The organism is Streptomyces sp. NPDC107517 (assembly GCF_055582645.1).
Genome location: NZ_JBVJPM010000022.1, coordinates 29,848 through 45,150, shown reverse-complemented (window position 1 = coordinate 45,150; position 15,303 = coordinate 29,848). Strand labels below are relative to the sequence as shown.

At 67.5% G+C, this 15,303-nt stretch carries 13 protein-coding genes and 3 pseudogenes; 7 read left to right on the top strand and 9 right to left on the bottom strand.

Annotated elements, in window-relative coordinates; genetic code table 11:
• Positions 1-259: 259 nt before the first annotated feature.
• A complete protein-coding gene (locus ACZ67T_RS35285) occupies positions 260-721 on the top strand; it encodes a hypothetical protein (protein WP_469989635.1) in 462 nt (153 codons plus the stop codon).
• A 351-nt stretch (positions 722-1,072) separates the two neighbouring features.
• Here the strand turns inward: ACZ67T_RS35285 and ACZ67T_RS35280 are convergent, their stop codons facing one another.
• Both ACZ67T_RS35280 and ACZ67T_RS35275 read right to left on the bottom strand, forming a co-directional pair.
• The gene (locus ACZ67T_RS35280) at positions 1,073-1,267 is read right to left on the bottom strand and encodes a transposase family protein (protein WP_469989633.1); all 195 of its coding nucleotides are present in this window, start codon (positions 1,265-1,267) and stop codon (positions 1,073-1,075) included.
• A gap of 322 nt (positions 1,268-1,589) precedes the next feature.
• Positions 1,590-2,960: an MFS transporter gene (locus ACZ67T_RS35275; RefSeq protein WP_469989631.1), complete on the bottom strand. Its 1,371-nt coding sequence runs from the start codon at positions 2,958-2,960 to the stop codon at positions 1,590-1,592.
• A 134-nt stretch (positions 2,961-3,094) separates the two neighbouring features.
• Here ACZ67T_RS35275 and ACZ67T_RS35270 point away from each other — a divergent pair, with 134 nt between their 5' ends.
• Positions 3,095-3,952 (top strand): IclR family transcriptional regulator, encoded by an 858-nt coding sequence (locus tag ACZ67T_RS35270; protein ID WP_469989629.1) that lies wholly within the window; start codon positions 3,095-3,097, stop codon positions 3,950-3,952.
• An 8-nt stretch (positions 3,953-3,960) separates the two neighbouring features.
• Here ACZ67T_RS35270 and ACZ67T_RS35265 read toward each other — a convergent pair whose 3' ends face one another.
• From ACZ67T_RS35265 to ACZ67T_RS35245, 5 genes and pseudogenes are all read right to left on the bottom strand, one after another.
• Entirely contained in the window at positions 3,961-5,160 is a 1,200-nt protein-coding gene (locus ACZ67T_RS35265) for an enolase C-terminal domain-like protein (RefSeq protein WP_469989628.1), read from the bottom strand.
• Entirely contained in the window at positions 5,157-6,074 is a 918-nt protein-coding gene (locus ACZ67T_RS35260) for a dihydrodipicolinate synthase family protein (RefSeq protein WP_469989626.1), read from the bottom strand. Before ACZ67T_RS35260 ends, ACZ67T_RS35265 begins: the two co-directional genes overlap by 4 nt.
• Positions 6,075-6,276: 202 nt before the next feature.
• Positions 6,277-7,123: pseudogene (locus ACZ67T_RS35255) on the bottom strand (transposase); the annotation flags it as partial.
• 360 nt (positions 7,124-7,483) lie between these two features.
• A pseudogene (locus tag ACZ67T_RS35250) lies at positions 7,484-8,341 on the bottom strand (amidohydrolase family protein).
• A 544-nt stretch (positions 8,342-8,885) separates the two neighbouring features.
• Complete coding sequence (locus ACZ67T_RS35245) at positions 8,886-9,449, bottom strand: TetR/AcrR family transcriptional regulator (RefSeq protein ID WP_469989624.1); 564 nt, start codon at positions 9,447-9,449, stop codon at positions 8,886-8,888.
• 95 nt (positions 9,450-9,544) lie between these two features.
• On the opposite strand from ACZ67T_RS35245, the gene ACZ67T_RS35240 reads away from it, so the two are divergent.
• The 5 genes from ACZ67T_RS35240 (at position 9,545) to ACZ67T_RS35220 (ending at position 13,533) form a co-directional block, all read left to right on the top strand.
• Positions 9,545-10,915 (top strand): carboxypeptidase regulatory-like domain-containing protein, encoded by a 1,371-nt coding sequence (locus ACZ67T_RS35240; protein WP_469989622.1) that lies wholly within the window; start codon positions 9,545-9,547, stop codon positions 10,913-10,915.
• A gap of 150 nt (positions 10,916-11,065) precedes the next feature.
• Complete coding sequence (locus ACZ67T_RS35235) at positions 11,066-11,230, top strand: hypothetical protein (RefSeq protein WP_469989621.1); 165 nt, start codon at positions 11,066-11,068, stop codon at positions 11,228-11,230.
• A 13-nt stretch (positions 11,231-11,243) separates the two neighbouring features.
• Positions 11,244-11,882 carry an alpha/beta hydrolase gene (locus tag ACZ67T_RS35230; protein ID WP_469989619.1) on the top strand — a complete coding sequence of 213 codons (639 nt, stop codon included), beginning with the start codon at positions 11,244-11,246 and terminating at the stop codon, positions 11,880-11,882.
• Between the two features lie 526 nt (positions 11,883-12,408).
• A complete protein-coding gene (locus ACZ67T_RS35225; protein ID WP_469989618.1) occupies positions 12,409-12,954 on the top strand; it encodes a DoxX family protein in 546 nt (181 codons plus the stop codon).
• Between the two features lie 216 nt (positions 12,955-13,170).
• Entirely contained in the window at positions 13,171-13,533 is a 363-nt protein-coding gene (locus tag ACZ67T_RS35220) for a nuclear transport factor 2 family protein (RefSeq protein WP_469989616.1), read from the top strand.
• Between the two features lie 935 nt (positions 13,534-14,468).
• On the opposite strand, the gene ACZ67T_RS35215 is transcribed toward ACZ67T_RS35220, so the two are convergent.
• Positions 14,469-14,975: a DUF5753 domain-containing protein gene (locus ACZ67T_RS35215; protein WP_469989614.1), complete on the bottom strand. Its 507-nt coding sequence runs from the start codon at positions 14,973-14,975 to the stop codon at positions 14,469-14,471.
• Between the two features lie 156 nt (positions 14,976-15,131).
• Positions 15,132-15,266: pseudogene (locus tag ACZ67T_RS35210) on the bottom strand (helix-turn-helix domain-containing protein); the annotation flags it as partial.
• Positions 15,267-15,303 lie beyond the last annotated feature (37 nt).

Genomic DNA, 15,303 nt, shown 5'->3' with positions numbered 1-15,303 from the left:
GATAGCTTGGGCGGTTGGTGTTCGGTGCCGACGGTGCTTGCGTGGCGCGGAACGTATCAGGCCCGGGGCTTGGCCGGGTTGGCGGACGAGCAGCGTTCATGAGCGTCGGCGCGTAGTGCCTGGGATGTGGGTGAACTCCTGGTTAGGACTTGCGGTTCCTACGCCAACCGGTCCTGCCGGGAGTTCACGTGTCAGTGTCGCTTGCCCGCTCGTGTTCGTCATGCCCGGCCCATGGCAGGTCGGGCGATACCCCGCTGACGTGTCCGTTCTACCCGTCCTCGTCGATCACCCGCTGGGCACAGTGAAATGCGTCGTTCCGATGCGCGCACTGGGGGTCGTGATGAAGTCGGCGAATGGTCGCAACGCAGCCGAAGACAGGCCGAGAGCGCGCCTGGCCGCGCGGCTGCGCTCGTTGCAGGCTCGTACCGGTAAGAATCTCAAGAGGCTCGAGCCGCTCCTGTATGTCAGCGATTCCTCGCTGTCGCGGTACATGTCGGGCGGCGCCGTGGCGGCCTGGGTGGTCACCATCAAGCCCACCGAGGACGCCGCCTGCCCCGGCTGGGCGTGGCCCGCCGGCGCCGGGCAGGTGGTGCGACCACGGATGCAGTCGCCTGCCCGGGACGACGAACCCACTGTGGAACTCGTCGAGGGCAAGGGCGCCAGCGGCCATCAGTCCGCGGGGGCCCGGATCAGCGACGCCAAGTTCGGCGACCTGATATAGCTGGACTGGACCAGCGATGATGGCGTCACCTTGATCCGGTGCGGCCCCTTCCCGGTCACGACCAGTACCGACACTACCCGCGCCCACTCCCTCGGCACGGGCTGGATCTTCCGCACCTGCGTGGACGTCCCCGCTCCGGCCTCGACGCCCGCGGCGAGATCTGCACCAATTGGTAGCCCCGCGCTTGCATAAAGCGGGTTGTCCGACAGGCGGTCAGGAAAACAGAAAGTGCCTCTGACCAGCAAGAATGAGGATTGTCGAGGTCCTGTTCCCGCTGAAGTCAGAGGCATTTCCCAGGCGAAGTACTCTATCGGTCTCTATCCCCGTCTGCAGCAACGGGGTACGTCGTTGCTACCGCACGGTCAGCCCTTCGGTCTGTTCGGCGAACGTGACCTTGGGACAGGCCGTGTACTCGCAGTACGAGCGGCGCACGCTCAGTTCGATGCGGGGCGGTCGGCTGCCCATCGCTGTGTCGGCCAGCCTGCGTATGTAGCGGCTGTGCACCCAGTCACTGGCGACGCCGCAGCCCGTACAGCGGGCAGACATTTCGTCATGAGTGTGAGCCCGGACCATCACGGCAGGACCTGCAGTGTCGACAGAGACCACGGTTACACCGCTCAAGTGCGGTAACAGGGAGGGAAGTTCGACAACGCACAAGACAAGGATGCCCAGCCCGGACAGTGCGTCCCGTGATGATCTCCGGCTACGAAAATCTTGCCGGAGCCAGATGAGCTCGTACCCCGACAGGCCGCAGCGTCATCTGCGAGCGTCGTCTGAAGACCTGTTCTGGTTCATTGTGCTCCGCTGCGCCAAGAGGTCGGCCCTGAAGATCCTGACGATGAATCGAGCGGCTCGCCTCGAATTGATGTCAGGTGGCCTCCGCTGCGGAGGGAGCCGCCTGAGCGGACTTGGTGAGGTCGGCGCCTTCGGGCTTCGGGCGGAGAATCGGAAGGAAGATGATCGCCGCGCCGAGGAAGAGGAGAGCGGCCAGGATCAGGTTGCCGAGGAAGAAGGAACCGGTTGTGTCCTTGAGGATGCCGAACAGGTAGGGGCCCACGAAGCCGCCGAGGTTGCCGGTCGCGTTGATGGTGGCAATGCCCACCGCGACGGCAGGGCCGGCCAGGAAGGCCGGGGGGATCTGAAAGAACGCGCCGGAAACGGAGCCGATGCCGGCGCTCGCGATGGTGAGCGCGATGAGGAGGACAATCGGGTTGGTGGCGGAGGCCGCCCAGACGATGCCGAGCCCTGCAAGGCACAGGGGGATCGCGGAGTGCCAGCGGCGTTCCTGGCGGCGATCGGAGTGTGCCGCCCACGTGATCGCGGTGAAAGCGGCGAACACCGCGGGAATGGCCGACAGCAGTGCGATCGTCAACGTCGAGTAGTGCGCCCCGCGTTGAACCGTGAGGGTCTGGATGATCTGCGGCATGAAGAAGACAAGGACGTATCCGCCGGCGTTCTTGGTGAAGTAGGCCAGCGAGAGGAGCAGGACGCGCATGTCGGTCAGGGCGTGCAGGGGGTTGCGGCTCCCGGCGGTTCCCGTCGAGGAGTCGATGTGCTCGGCCAGCCAGGCCTTCTCGGCTCGGGTGAGCCAGCGCGCCTTGTCGGGGCTGTCGACCAGCACCTTCCAGATGAGCAGGCCCACGATGATCGAGGGAAGCCCTTCGAGCACGAACAGGGCCCGCCAGTCTTCCAGGCCGAGGATGCCGTGGGGCCACAGTGAGAGGATCGCGCCTGCCAGTGGGGGCCCTGCCAGCCCTGACACGGTTGCGCCGATGCCGAACAGTGCGATCATCTTCGCCCGGTCACGAGGGATGAACCAGAGGGTGAAGTAGAAGACGACCCCGGGGAACAGTCCCGCCTCGGCGACGCCGAGCAGGATCCGCATCACGTACAGGCTCACCGGTCCCTGCACCGCTGCGGTCGCTGTCGCTACGAGCCCCCAGGTGATCGCGATGCGGGCCAGCCACTTGCGGGCGCCATAGCGCGCCATCGCAAGGTTGCTGGGGACCTCGAACACGAAGTAGCCGACGAAGTAGAGACCGGCAGCCAGGCCGTAGGTGGCCGTGGTGAGCCCAAGGGACGCGTTCATGCTCAAGGACGCGACGCCCAGGTTGGTGCGCTCCAGATTGGCCATCAGGTACGCGAAGGCCAGGACCGGAATCACACGCCAGGCGATTTTGCGCCGGACCGTCTTGCGCATCTGTTCGTCGGCAGGTTCATCGGGCGACGGAGATGACATGTGCGAAGTGAACGCCACAGTGCGCCTCTTCTCATATGTGATGTAACTTCGTTGGCATGAAGCCGGGGCGAGCGCGCGTCACACAGGACAACCAGTCAGCTGGTGGGGAAGCCGGGCCGGCCGGCCCTTCCGGTATGACCGAGGCTACGAAGCCCGCTCAACCACCGCGGGCGACCAAGGAGTTCTCACCGGTCAAGTCAGCGGACCGGGTCATGGCTGTCATGGAGGCTCTGGGAGGCCGCCAGGACCGGCCCACCATGACCCAGCTCAGCGCCGTACTGGGTATCCCGCAGAGCAGCCTGCACGGGCTGTTGCGCACCATGCAGCAGCGGGGATGGGTCGAGACCGACGCAACCGGATCGCTCTACCGGATCGGGGTGCGCGCCCTGATGATCGGCTCCAGCTACGCGCGCGCCGACGAGGCCGTGCTCGCCGCGCGCCCGGTCCTCGACTGGCTCAGCGAGGAGACCGGAGAGACGGTGCACTACGGGCGCCTGCTCGGCTCCGACATCGTCTACCTCGCGAAGCGGGAGTCGCGCTTTCTGGTGCGGGTCCACTCCTCTGTCGGCCAGCGCATCCCCGCGCACGCGGCCTCGCTCGGCAAGGCGATCCTCGCCACCGAGACCGACGAGTGGGTGGTCGACCATCTGCGCTGGCCCCTCGTCGCACTGACCCCCCACACGATCACTGACCGGGAGGCCCTGCTGCAGGACCTGGCCGCCAGTCGCGACCGTGGCTACGCCCTCGAGAGCCAGGAGTCCGACATCGGCCTGGGGTGCGTCGCGGTGAGCATCCCCGGACCGGCCACCGTGCGCGATGCGATCTCGTTCGCGGTACCGGTCGGTCGGCTCGAGGAAGGCCGGCTGACCGAACTGGCCGACCTGTTGCTCGAGGCGCGCGCGATGCTGACCGGGCGCCGGGCGCCGGCGCCCCCTGGTCGGTCCCCGGAGTTCCTGGGCAACCTCAACCGCCTGGAGGGTGAGGGGGCGTAGGGCGGGATTCATCCGGCCGCCACCACGTCACGAGTCGTCTCGATGCGCTCCTGGGCCAGCTCGATCCCGAAACCGGGCCGGGTCGGCAGAGCGAACGTGCCCCCCTTCGGCGTGGGCGGGTCCGCCTCGAAGTGGTGGCGTTCCGGCATGTGATGGAACAGGTACTCCACACGCGGACATGTCTCGGGTGACTGGCCGGCCACCACGTGCAAGGCGGCGTGAATGCCGTGGCCGTGCGGGATCACCGCAACGCCGAACGGTTCCGCCACAGCGCACATGCGGACCAAGTCCGTGACCCCACCGCACCATTCCGGATCGGCCTGCAGCACACCGATCAGCCCATGCTGGAGAAACGGCAGGACATCGTGACGGTCGTAGAGGTGCTCGCCCGTGGCAATCGGGATGACGGTGGAACTGCGCAGCTGCGCGAACGCGGGCACTGCGCCGGGCGGGAAGGGCTCCTCGAGCCAGTCCGGCCGCAGGTGCTCCACACGCCGGCACCACTGGCGGGCGTAGGCGAGATCCCAGCTCATGAACGCGTCGAACATGAGGGCGCAGCTCTCGCCCACGGACGATCGTGCGCGCTCCGCCAACGCGACATTGCGATCCATGCCGTCCGGTCCCTGCCCGGGGCCGTCCGCGAAGAACCACTTCTGCGCCGTGTACCCCTCATCCATCAACTCCGCGGCTGTCCGCTCGACTTCACCTTCGCTGTGGAAGGTGCCGAGGGTGCTTGCGTAGGCGGGGATGCGCGCCCGTCCCGAGCCGCCGAGCAACTGCCACACCGGAGCCCCGAACAGCCGGCCGCGCACGTCCCACAGCGCGTTATCCACTGCGCTGATGGCGATCTTGCGCTGGCCGTGCCGGGCGTGCCGATCGGCACGCTGCAGCAGGTCCCAGATGTAGCCGTGGGCGAGCGCGTCCAGCCCGAGCAGGGAGGCTGCCATCCCGTCGGCCAGCGGCGCGACGGCCTCCCGGTCGATGGGTCCGTAGCGGCCGGTCACGCCCTTCGTCGTGCCGATCTCCAGGTACAGCGACGTCTTCTTCCGGGCCACGCCCGCAGTGGGCCTGCCGGCCGGCCCCATGTGCTGGGAGTCGTAGATGCTGGCGGGCCGTGATTGCGGGGGGAATCCGCGCGGGAAGGGAGTCTCAGGCAGAGTGGTGGTCAGTTCCACCACGCGGACGGAAGAGATCCGGGCGTCGATCATGCCGCGTCCTTTCGCTGGCTTGTCGGTTGCCGTACGGCGGCCCAGGCGGCGGCAGCGTCGAGCACGGGCTCTTCCGGTCCGGCGTCGAGCCGCCAGTTGGCGCGCGGGATCCGGCCCAGGGCCGCGGCTGCTGCCTTGATGCCGGGGATCGCTGGTTCACTGAGGCCGTAGATGTCGAAATCGGCCATCACCGCGCGATGGTGTTCGGCAGAGTCGGGCTGGCCCTTCTCGAGCGCATCGACCAGAGCCACGAGTTCATCGGGGATCACGTTGGCCATGCCGCTGATCGCGCCGTCCGCACCCGCCCACATCGCCGCCGGGATGAGGTCTTCGAAGCCCGTGACGATCGAGAAGTCGGGCCGGTGCGGGCGCGTCGCGGCGAGCGCGGCGGTCACGGCCATGATGTCCCGCACGGTGAGTTTGGCGCCGATCACCCGGGGCTCCTCGACGGCGAGCCTTCGCAAAAGTGCCGGCGTGAGGGGTTGCGCGGTCAGCCCCGGAAAGTCGTAGACGACAACCGGCAGGCCCGCGGCGTCTGCCACGGACACGAAGTGATCGAAGATCCGGTCGTCGGAAACCTTCCAGTACACCGGCGGGAGCGCAAGCACCGCGTCCACCCCGGCTTCAGCCGCGACCGTGGCGTGGTCGCAGGTCTCGACCGTGGACAGGCCGCTGACCCCGGCCAGCACCGGCACACGGTGATCCACGGCCGTCACCACGGTCTCCACAATGGCGCGGCGCTCCTGAGCGGTGAACTCGGTGAACTCGCCGGTCGATCCCAGGGGAACGACGCCGTCGACCCGTCGCAGAATCAGATCCTCGACCAGGGCCGCCAGGGCGGGATGGTCAACGGCACCCTCCTCGGTGAGTGGAGTCAGCAGGGCGGGCCAGAGGCCAGAAAGCTTCATCATCATCGTCCTTCACGTACATGAAGTCACTTCGCCAGTGTGATGGCGCTTGAAGCGTAGGGCGGTGATGCCTCCATGCCAAGACGTTGAACAGGGGCGACATGAAATCGGTCCCAGACCTCGAATCCCGGACACGGCTGTGCGGCTTGTGCCAGCATGTTGATGTTGTTCGGACGCTGCCTCGTAGACACCTCAGCCGCTCAACGTGTCAAGCGGCTGTGGCGAGAGCGGTCGGCAAGGCCGTGTGTTCGTCGAACAACGTGTGGCGCTGGAGGCGGTAGTAGAGCTCGCCGAGCATGCGGTTGAAGAGGGTGGCGCTGGGCGGCGGCGTGCCTGTCTCTGTGGTCGTCGCGGCGACGCCGGTAGTGGGCCTTGGCGCCGGGCGAGGCGGTGATGGAGGCGAAGGCCCAGAGGTAGCCCGCTGCGTTGAGCCGGTCGTTCTTGACCCACCTGCGGGTGATGCTCGACTTCTTGCCGGAGGCCCTGGTGATGGGCGAAGCACCGGCGTATGCCTTCAGCCTGCGGGCGTCCGCGAAGCGGGCCCGGTCGTCTCCGATCTCGGCGAGCGCCCGGGCGCCGAGCTGGACGCCGAGGCCGGGGAAGCTGAGGGCGCTCTCAGCGTCCGGGTGCTGAGGGACAGCCTCTCCGACCGCCTCGGCGAGGTCATCGGCGGCGGTGCAAGCAGCTTCCAGTTGGCGCAGGAGGGCGAGCATTTGCTTGCCCAGTGCGTCCTCGACCAGCGGCGGCCGGTGCGCGTAGTCATCGCGGAAGACGTCACGGAGCCGGTCGGCTTCGGCTGTGATGCCCCGCTTGCGACCGGCGCGCTTGAGCGCGGCCTCCAACTGCGTGCGGGTCAGCCGCGCGACCCGCGTCAGTATCGGGGCCGCCTTCAGAAGCTCCCGGGCCGCCGGCCGACACAGGCCGTTGCTCCAGGACTCGAAGGCCGCCAGGGCTGCCGGGTAGTACTCGCACAGCAGCGAACGGAGCTGGTTGGACGGCTGCTGCCGGTTCCAGAGTGAGTCCTGCTGAGCACGGGCGAGGACAGCGACGGCCCTTCCGCTAGGCATCGTGGCCAGGTGATCGGGAGGCGTCTGCCCGGCGCCCGCTCAGCACACCAAGAACACTGACTGACATCGGCGAAACACCGGCTGTCGCCGCTCTGTGGGAAGGCATCGCTGCCCGGTGTCCGCGTACTCGTTCACGTGTACGCCGACACCCGGTACCAAGCAAGGCGTGCGTTCAACGTCCCGGCGGTTGTCAGCCCGGGTCGTAGGAGCGGCCGAGCGGTGCCGAGCCCCGGCGGAGCGCCTGTGGGCTCGGGTTCAACTGCCTTACGCGCAGCGAGGGCACGCCCCCGGCAGGAGGACGTCGTTGTCGATCATGCCGGGAGCGCGGGTCTGCGGAGGATGCGGGAATTAGGCGGCCGGGGCCTGCTTGATTCCGAACAGCTTCTCTGCGTTGGTCTGGCCGATCTTCACGCGGTCGTTGTCGCTGATCGGTGAGGCATCGAACCACGGAGAGATCTCATCCATGGACTCGTACGGATAGTCGACGGAGAACAGGACACGGTCGGCGCCCACCTCCATGAGCGTGTCCACCAGACCCTGGGTACGGAACACGCCGCTGGTGGTCAGGTAGAAGTTGTTCAGGAGGTAGTGCATCGGGTTCTCCTCGTGCGCACCGTGCGTTTCCGGACGCTGGTGGCGCAGGCGGTGCTCGACGCGCGGCAGCGTGAAGGGGAGCGCTTCGCCCAGGTGGCCGAGGACCACCTGGACGCCCGGGTGGCGGTCGAAGAGGCCGCTGAGGATCAGACGTAGGGCGTGAGTGGCGGTCTCGAAGCCGAAGCCCCAGGCGGAGCCGAGCAGGCCCTCGTAACCCTCGTAGATGCGCTGCTGGTTGGGCAGGGGAATGCGGGGGTGGAGCTAGACCGGAACGCCGAGCTCCTCCACGGCCGCCCAGAACGGCTCGACCTGCGGCTCATCCAGATACTGTGCGCTGTTCTCGTCGCCGATGTTGCTGTAGCCGTTAATCAGGGCGCCGACGAAGCCGAGGTCCTTGACCGAGCGACGCAGTTCCTCGGCCGCCGCCTCCGGGTCCTGCAGCGGCAGGGCGGCGAACGCCTTGAGGCGGCCCGGATGGCGAGCGACGAGCTCCTCGGCGGCATGGTCGTTCATCCGGTGGGCCAGCTCGACGGCCTGCTTGGGGTCGGTGAGACCTTCGATGCCGGGCTGGGTCAGCGACAGGATGTCGATGCCGATGCCGTTGCGGTCCATGTCCTCGACGCGCTCGTCGACCTCGTGCAGCCGGCGCTCGACGTCGGCGAAGTAGTCAGGGGCGGTGAAGTCGTGACTACCAGTGGCAGGGAAGTCCACGGACTCCCAGTGTTCCTCCAAGGCGATCTTGTTTCGCATGACGCGATCATCTTCTTCCGATGAATTTCTATACCAGTCGGTACGTAAATAAATATAGACGTACCGATCGGTACGGTAAAGCGAGAATCCTCCTCGCCAGGCGGAAACGGCGGGTTGGGCTGCTGGGTGAGGTGCGAGATGAGCCGCGGTCGCGCGATCGGGGTGCGTGTGGCCGCGGTAGGTGTCGCCGTGCGAGCCGATGCGGCGCTGAGGGGTCCGCTCGGTCGTCGCGCTGCGGTCGCGGATTAGGACTGCTTCGCCGGTGGGGTTAACGCCGCCCCTGATCGGCTGTCCTGGGTTGGGCGGCTGCGCAGGGGATCTCTGCCGGACGAGTTGGTTGGCGGTCGCGCCGCGGGGTTCCGGATCTCGGCGCGGGGTGCTCGGTGTCCAGTGGGGCGGATCGCTATTACGCCTCGACTGCCGCTTCGATGAGGTGTGAGGCTGCTGCGTCGGTGCGGGCTGCGTCTCCTGTCACCAGGCGGTCCTGGCACAGGCCGCGCAGACCGGAAACGAGCAGGGTCGCACGCTCCCGTGCCTGCTCCCGCCGATGGCCGAGGCGTGTGAAGGCGTCCGCGATCGGGCCGATCATGACCTCGACGGTTTCCTTGGCGAGATCTCCGTAGTCCTCCGGGTCGGTTGCGGCCAGGCTCAGGAGCTGGAGGAGCATGCGGATCGGCCCGGCCTGCTCCCCGACGGTGATCGCGTTCCACAGGGCGTGGGCCGATCGGCGCAGCCCTGCGTTGTCCGCGACGCCGTCGAACAGTGCGTGTGCATCGGGGCGGCTTGCCGCGAGGGTCATTGCCAGCAGGTTCTCGCGGCTGCCGAAGTAGTAGAGCAGCATGCGCTTCGTGGTGCCGATGTCCTCGGCGAGCGGGCTCAGCGAGAGGTTCGCAAGGCCGCGGCGCTGGACGTACTCCACCACCTGGGCGAGGAGTTCGGCACGCTTCTCGGTGTTTATGGGGCGGGCCACATTTTGAATGTACCGGACGGTACACGTATAGTCCATCCCTGTTATTTGTGTGCCGATCGGTACGTCAATTGGTGCGGGAAACGGAGCGCGACACGGTGGAGAGAAGTAAACGGTCACTTGGCAGGGCGGCGAAGGCCCTGTCCGAAGCGGCTTGGTTCCCCGGGGTCCTGTTCCTGGGCATCATCTTCGTCTTCGCTCCGGCCCTGCACGCTCCCGGACCGCACCGTGTGAAGGTGGTCGTGGTGGGAGGCGAGGCCGCGGCGGCCCGGATCGACGCGGACCTGGACGCGCGGTACCCCGGCGGATACGACGTCCACAATGTCGCCGATCCGGGGCAGGCCCGGCAGGCGGTCCTGGACCGGGATGCCTTCGCGGGCTATGCCCCCGACGGGGCGCACCCGGTGCTCTACGTCGCGAAGGCGAACGGGGCGTCCCTGGAACAGACCCTGACCACCGCGTTCGGCGAGGTCGCGGGGTCGGCAGGACGGCTCGCGATCCGCGACGTCGTGCCGACTGCGGGCAAGGACCTGCTGGGTTCGACCGTCCTCTACTTCGCCATCGCCTGGAATATCCCCGCCTACATCCTCGCCACCATGCTGCTGCGCGCCGTCGCTTTCGACCGGCGACGCAAACTGATGGCAATCGCGGTCGTAGCCGCGGTCTTCAGCAGCGTCGGCTATGCGGTGGGGACCGCGCTCGGCTACCTGAACGCCGAACCTGCCGTGATGGGCGTCGCCTTCCTGCTCACCACCGCTGTGGCCACGGCTGCATCCGGGCTCGCCCCCTTCACCCGCCAGTTCCTGCCCGCCGTAGGCATGACACTGTTCATCGTCATATCGATCCCGACGAGCGGCGGCGCGGTGCCGGCTCCGCTGATGCCAGGGTTCTTCCAGGGCCTGCACGCCGTCATGCCGCTGGCGAACGCCGTCGACGCGCTGCGGGGAGTCCTGTACTTCAGCGGCGCCGGGGTCCTCAAACCGGTCCTCGTCCTGTGTGCCTGGATCGCCGGAGGTGCGGGCCTGCTCGGTCTCGATTTCCTGCGGCACCGTCGCGCCGCTGTACGAGACGCGGTCGCCGAACCTCCCGTGGACGATCCGGCCCTCGAAACCGCCGTTCCCACCGCACTCCCGGTGCACCGGCACCATTTCGGCGAACCGATGCCCGTCCTGGCCGGGGTGGTGCGCGATCCCGACCAGGAGCCGGTGCGCGGGGCCGCGGTGATCGTGCTGGACGGCCAGGGGCGGCAGTTGGTCTCCACCATCACCGACCAACAAGGGCGCTATGCCGTCACGGGCTTACCCGAGGACCACCTCTCCGTCGTCGCTTCGGCACCCGGGATGCACCCGCTGGCCCACCGCAAGCTGCTGCGGGCGGGCGAGACGGTCGCCGCGGACTTCACGCTGGGCAGGCGCGAGTCGAGCGTCGAGAACGCGACGTCGGGCGCGGCTGCGACGGTGTCCCGCTGAGAGACTCCTCGCGGCCGGCATCGCTACGGCGGCCGGGTCGAAACCACAATTCCCGAGGGAAGGCTGACCCCGTATCAGCTGCTTTCCCCGGCCGAGGGCGACACCCGGCTCGACGGGTACTACGCCGGTGACGACTCCGACGCCAAGAAGGTGGTCGCCGAACTACTCACCTCGCTCGGATTCCGTCCGATCGACGCCGGTGGGCTGCGCATGGCCAGGGCCCTCGAGGAGATGGCCTTCCTCAACATCTCGCTGAACGCCGGGAACAACTGGTCGTGGCAGAGCGGCTGGGCGCTGCTCGGCCCGACCGCCTGAACGGGAAACGTCCATGAACAACACCCCGTCACCCGACGGGTTCGGCATACCCATCGTCGCTTCACGAGGCGGCACGGACGCGCCGCTCGTCGTTCTGCTGCATGGCCGCGGCGCACGCGAGACCGACATCGTCGGACTGGCGGACGAGCTTCCGGGCCACCTGTCCTACGCGGCAGTGCGCGCTCCTCTCGCGGAAAACGGCGGCTTCGCGTGGTTCGCGAACCGAGGCGTCGGGCGGCCCGTGGCGACGTCGCTGCGGGTCACGATGCACTGGTTCCGGCGCTGGTTGGATGAGGTGGCCCCGCCCGGGCGTCCCGTCTTCCTTGTCGGCTTCAGTGGTGGCGCCGCCTTCGCCGGGGGCCTGCTGCTGGATGATCCCGCGCGGTTCGCCGGCGCGGCGATCCTCTATGGCACGTTGCCTTTCGACGCGGGTGTGCCCACCGGCCCTGGGCGTCTGGCGGGAGTTCCCGTCTTCGTGGCCCAGGGGCTTCACGACGAGGTGATTCCTCGTGACCTGCTCGATCGGACGTGGCACTACGCGACGGTCGAGTCGGGGGCGCCGACCCTCGCCCGACAGGACCCGGTGGGTCACGGAATCGCCCGTGAGGCACTGACGGCACTGTCGGGCTGGCTCGTGGAACACGCCCGCTAGGCCGAACCAGCCGTCGTGTCTGCAGGGTGGGCAAAACCGGCACGCTCCTCGCACAGGTGCGTCTATGTCCCGACGCCAGTTGGGCGATCCTTCGGTGCCGGTGCACGAGCAAAGCGCCTGAGGGTGAGGGAGAGTCTCGTCGTCACTTTGAAGGGCCTGCCCGTGGTGCACAGCGGTCAGTCGGGGTTCACCCGCCCCGGCGCGTGAGGGCGCCCTGGGCGACATTCATGGACGCCTGGCCGAGAAGTCGGCCCCGTTCCGCCTGGTCGGCATATCCCCGGTTTGCCCAGCCATCTGGATCTGGTCGCGAGGATGCGCGGGGATGGCTCTGGGCCGGCACTTCTCGCCTCCCCAGGCTTTCCCGCGTGTCCGGCAGTAGGTGGTCCGTTCGGGTGTTCCACCGCGCTGCGGAGACGGGTGATCGCTCGTCACTCGCGAATTTTGTTGAACATTCACTCAAATGCTATCGTGGCGATAGCTTGAACTTTCAAGTTCTTGTTCTCGTCGCACAGGAGGGCGCATCACTATGACCGTCACCAACCGTCCCGCTGACACCCTTGTCGGCAACGGGTCTGCAACTCCTTCTCCGTATGCCTATGACGTGGGGTTGCTGGTCCTGCGTCTGGCGCTGGGCTTGACTCTGGCGGCGCACGGTGGGCAGAAACTGTTCGGCTGGTTCGGTGGAGGTGGCATCGAGGGCACCGGTCAGTTCTTCGCCGCGAGCGGTTATCCGTCAGGCAAGGCCATGGCGGTGATCGCTGGTCTCACGGAGACGTTGGGTGGCCTTGGCCTGATCTTTGGGCTTCTCACGCCGCTTGCGGGTGCCGCCGTACTCGGCACCATGATCAATGCCCTGGCGGTGAAGTGGAGCGGCGGCTTCTTCGCGCCCGATGGTGTGGAGTACGAGCTCCTGCTGGCTGCGGTGGCGGCGGGGCTGGCCCTGACCGGTCCCGTCAGGTTGGCTGTGGACCGCTATCTTCCCGGCCTGCGGACGCATCGATTGGTGTACGGCGTTGCCGCCGTCGTGCTGGCTGTGGTGCTCGCCGGGCTGGTTCTCCTCATTCGTCACTGACCACCCGTCGGGGCGTCGCACCTCCGTGGTGGCGTGGCCGTCGCAGGCGGGTGCGTCGGTGACGGTCAAGAGTCTGGGTGTCGGGCGCCCCGGTGCGGGGACAGGGCATCGTATCGATGTACATATCGAATCGATGTAATATGTATATGTGCCGTACTCGCGGCGAGGGCAAGCCGCCCGTTCCTCACTCACCTGAGCCAGACAGAAGTGGTATTCGTGAACGACATCGCCTCGCGCACCCCCGAACAGGTCTACGCCAGTCATGGCGCCGCGCTGGTCGCGGAGGACCTCGACGCGCTTGCCGTCAATTTCGCTGAGGACGCCGTGATCGTGACTCCCGCCGGCGTGGTGCACGGCAAGGAAGGGGCTCGCCAGAACTTCAGGCAGCTCTTCGCCGATCTTCCGCAAGCGGAGTGGGACATGAAGACCACCCTCTTCGGCGGCGAGATCCTGTTTCTCGAATGGAGTGCGACCTCGTCGGAGAACAGTGCTACGCACGGCGTGGACACGTTCGTCATCCGGGACGGTCTCATCCGGGCGCAGACCGTGCGCTACGCGCTGGCGCCGAGCTCTCGCTGAAGCGCGGAGCAGTCGGTCGCAAGCCATCGCGTATAACGGTCAGCGACGTCACCCAGCGCCTCGCGACCGCCAAGGTCTGCGGCGTTGGGGCCGACAGTGGAAGTTGAAGTGCGATGCCTGCGGCGTGCAGGATTTCCCAGGCCGTGGAGGGCGCGATCGGGTAGCCGAGGTGGGCGAGTTCGCCCTGGGATCGGCGGCGGCCCCAGGTGCTGTTGTCCCGGGCCAGGCGCAGGATGAGCTGCTTGATGGTGCGTGCGGTGGACGGCCTGCCGCGGCGATGGTGCGGAGGGAACGTCCACTTCCGCGCAGTGAGTTGGCGGTGCCAGGCCAGCGGCGTGACTGCGAATACTGGGTGCCAGCGTTCCCGTGGGACCAGTCGGGAAAGGACGGGCAGCCAGATCCGATCGGCAGGCACGTAGCGGACTCGGGCGATCTGGCGGCGCAGCACCGCGTTCTCGCGCCGTACGCCAAGACTTCTGCGTCCTTGGCCACGCGGCTGCGCAGCGCGGCAGCGGGCGCCTTGACCAGGTTTCGGGCCAACGCGGTGACGATCGACAGTGGCGCCGTCAGATCATCCCAGGCGTCGTGCAGGTCGGCGCCCTGCGCGGAGAAGCTGCAGACCAGAACCAGAATCGTATTTCCGAGCGGGACAAGCGGCCTGAGAGCTCGACCGCAGCGGCAGTGGCAAGGCGCTCGGCCAGCTCGACGACCAGGCGCCGTCGAGCACGCGAAGACGGTGATCGCGCACGCACGGGTACGGCCCCCGCAGCCATAACGCATGAATGGTGCCGTAGGACGGACGTCAGCGTGTCTGCGGACGGACACGCTCCCGGCCGCCCGGTGTGGCGTCACCGCGCCCATAGTGCCCCCGGCCAGGTCTAGGAGGAGCGGCCTGGGTCCGTCGACGTTCGCGCGGGCCGGAGCGACACCGCAATTCAGCGTGGTTCCAGAGCCTGTCGGGCGCGCAGGATGCTGCGGTGTGCGTCCGCGCCGTATATCGCGGACTCGGTGAGCGTGTCCCATACCTTTTCGTAGGCCGTGACACTGTCCGTGGTGTCGAGCCAGAGTTCGGCGTGCCAGTCCTCGACTACGACGAGGCGATCGTCGTAGATCCAGAAGCTGTTTCCTGGTGGGATTTTGAGGGATGCGGTGAGCGGGACGATGCCGAGTCGCATCGTGTTGAGCCCGACCAGTGCGGCCAGTCGTTCCAGTTGCAGGGCGAGGGTCTGGGGTGAGCACATCAGGGCGTACAGGGCGGCTTCCCAGAGCACGACGTGGTACTCCTTGGTGCCCGTGTAGATCCATTTCTGCAGTTCGAGCCGTGCCCGTACGGCTTCCTCGATGTGGGGGCGAACGCTGCGAAGTTCGGTGTAGCGGGTGAACATGGCGCGTGCGTAGTCCGGTGTTTGGAGGACGCCGGGGATGGCGGAGTTCTCCCACATGCGGAACGCGTGGGTGCGTTCGTGCTCGGCCAGGAGCGTTTCCTGTACGGGGCGGTGGCCGCCGGCAAGCTGGCGGCGCCAGGAGCGGGTGAGGGATTCGAACCCGGCCAGCTGTGAATGGAGACCCGCGATGGCGTCCTCGTGACCGGTGGCCTCTGCCCAGGCGGTGAAGTCTTGTGGTGTCGCTGTCTGTTTGCCGTTCTCGAGCTTGCTGACCTTCGACTTGTGCCAGCCGAGCTGTCGGGCGAGTTGCTCGCCGGTGAGCCGGCCGCCGGGGCGGTGCAGTCTCAGTTCCCGCAGTCATACCCCGAGGGCCGTTCGGGCTTGC